Origin of the sequence: Enterobacter sp. PTB (genome assembly GCF_051130085.1) — a bacterium.
GTDB lineage: Bacteria > Pseudomonadota > Gammaproteobacteria > Enterobacterales > Enterobacteriaceae > Enterobacter > Enterobacter ludwigii.
On the sequence record NZ_JBDKEE010000079.1, the window covers coordinates 1 to 2348 of the forward strand.

The 2348-nt window shown below is 49.9% G+C and carries 1 protein-coding gene; it reads right to left on the reverse strand.

From position 1 onward, the window contains the following. Window positions 1–250: 250 nt before the first annotated feature. Window positions 251–2272 carry a peptidase domain-containing ABC transporter gene (locus AAIR21_RS27590; RefSeq protein ID WP_434682795.1) on the reverse strand — a complete coding sequence of 674 codons (2022 nt, stop codon included), beginning with the start codon at window positions 2270–2272 and terminating at the stop codon, window positions 251–253. Window positions 2273–2348 lie beyond the last annotated feature (76 nt).

Here is a 2348-nt window from a genome sequence, read left to right on the forward strand (position 1 = left end):
TTATTTTCCCGGAACCGGAGGTCTACCGATAGACGGTCTATATGAGCCGCTTACGAATCTTATTAAGTAATTAAGTTAACAAGATAATAACCATGTAGGTTCTGACCGCGCACATAGCAGGATATGGTTACTCAGCCAAAACTCCTCTAAAGTGATCCAGCTGGTTACCCCCTTCTGAATCAGGGGGTGGTTTGGAGTTTAGCGGGGTACCGGCATTTTACATTGAGGTAATTTTTGTCCCACTCCTTCATTAAGATGAATAGATCTCATCCCCCTCTTCGATTATGCACGGGTGCCGCAGTTCCGTTAAGGCCCCTTCAGACAGATAAAGAACCCTGTCTGCAGATGCTATGGTTTCCGGACGATGGGCAATAAGAAGAACAGGCAGACCCAGCTTGCGTAGCGTCTGACTTATCTGTATTTCACACTCAACATCAAGATGACTCGTCGCTTCGTCCAGTAACAAAAATCCCGGTTTCTTGTACAGTGCTCTTGCCAGCAGAATACGCTGTTTCTGGCCTCCGGAAAGCCCTCCGCCGGTTTCACCTATTAATGTCTGATATCCCATTGGCATTGCCATGACATCACTGTCAATCTGGGCAAGGCGGGCACACTGAATCATTCGTTCAGTGTTTCGGTCATCACTGAAAAAGATGATGTTATCGGCAATGGAACCACGGAAAAGATGATCATCCTGCAAGACGGTACCAATGCGCCGGCGCATCCGGTAGTAATCCGGGTGTGAATGTGGAATGCCAAATGTTCTGATCGTTCCTTCATCTGGAATATAAATCCCCAGAATAAGCTTTACCAGCGTCGATTTACCGCATCCGGATTTGCCAGTGATGGCGACGACTTCGCCAGGATGAAGCGTCAGCGATATCCCGTGGAGCAATGGCTTATTGCTGCCTTTATGGCTGAAAATGATATGCGTTAGTGTCAGCGGGAGGGCTGAATTTTCGGTGGCACTGTCTCGAAAAGCCGATTGCATGGTTAATGGGCTGCCATATTCCTGAGCGGGTGGTGGCTGATGGCCTTCTGTCGGGGTGAGCATAATGTCAGCCAGACGCTCGTTATAAACATCGAGCATACGCCAGGCAAAAAACTTGTCTGTCAGGCTGCTGATACTGGAAGAAAAACGCATCTGGTAAGACAAATAGGCAACAAGCATACCGACGGTAAAGGTCCCGTTCAGCACTTCATCCGCTCCTTTCCACAAGATTGCCACCGATACCATACTGCCGGACAGAGTATGCGCAATGTCATAGCACATCAGCAGGCGGCTCTGGCGTAACTGCGTATTCCTGCGGGCGACATTAAGGTTCAGCCATGCTGCTTCACGGTGTGCAGTAACGCCGTTGATTCTCAGGCTCAGGATCCCGTTAAGGGTTTCAAGAAAATGGCCTGATTCTCTGACACTGGCATCCCATGCATCCTCCGCTGATTGTCGCAGGGATGGATACCACAACGCTCTCAGTACACCGTAGATGAAGGCGGCCAGTATTGCTATCAATGTCATCTCTGGGCTGTACAGCAACATCATGCTTAATGCGGTTACTACAAGCAGTACATCCAGGATCCCCTCCAGAACCTGCGTAGTCAGCGCCTGCTGGATGGTGTCTACCGCATCAAACCGGGCATTAATACTCCCCTTGCTGCGCGCATCAAACCATGACAGGGGGAGCCGGACCAGATGATGAAATACTCTGGCCGTCCACTGCATATTAAAATTGACCGAAAGGGTTATACTGGCCCACTGACGGGCCAGCGACAGCAACATCTGTGTCAGAGAAAGCAGTATCAGGGCAATAATGATGACGCTTAAAAGGCCTCGATCGGCATCAACCAGTACCTCATCAATTACTAATTGGTTGAGAAGAGGACTTCCCAGCGTTAAGAGCTCCAGTGCCAGTGCAAAAATGATAATATATGACATTGCAGGAAGCAGGCCGGCCGTCTGACCTGTGAGCTGGCGCAGGCGAATTTTTTTTCTTTCGTCTCTGGTTGTGAAATCGCTGGCTGGCATCAGCTCCAGCGCCACCCCGGTGAAGTGTTTTCCTGCCTCCTGCAGGGAGAGGGTGATTTTCCCTTTGTCGGGATCATGCACTGTCAGCTTGTTCCCGCGGACCTTGTGGAGCACGACGAAATGATTCATATTCCAGTGGAGAATGCATGGGAGAGACAGGGATTTCAAATCTTCCGGCTCTAATCTGACAGCGCGAGAAGACATCCGGATACCCGCAGCACACTCAATCAGTCTTTGCAGGGTCATTCCGTGAGTACTGATACTGAAGGTAAGCGCCTCGTTGAGGACGTAGAGTAAAATTTAGTTTACAGGCAGGCTGACG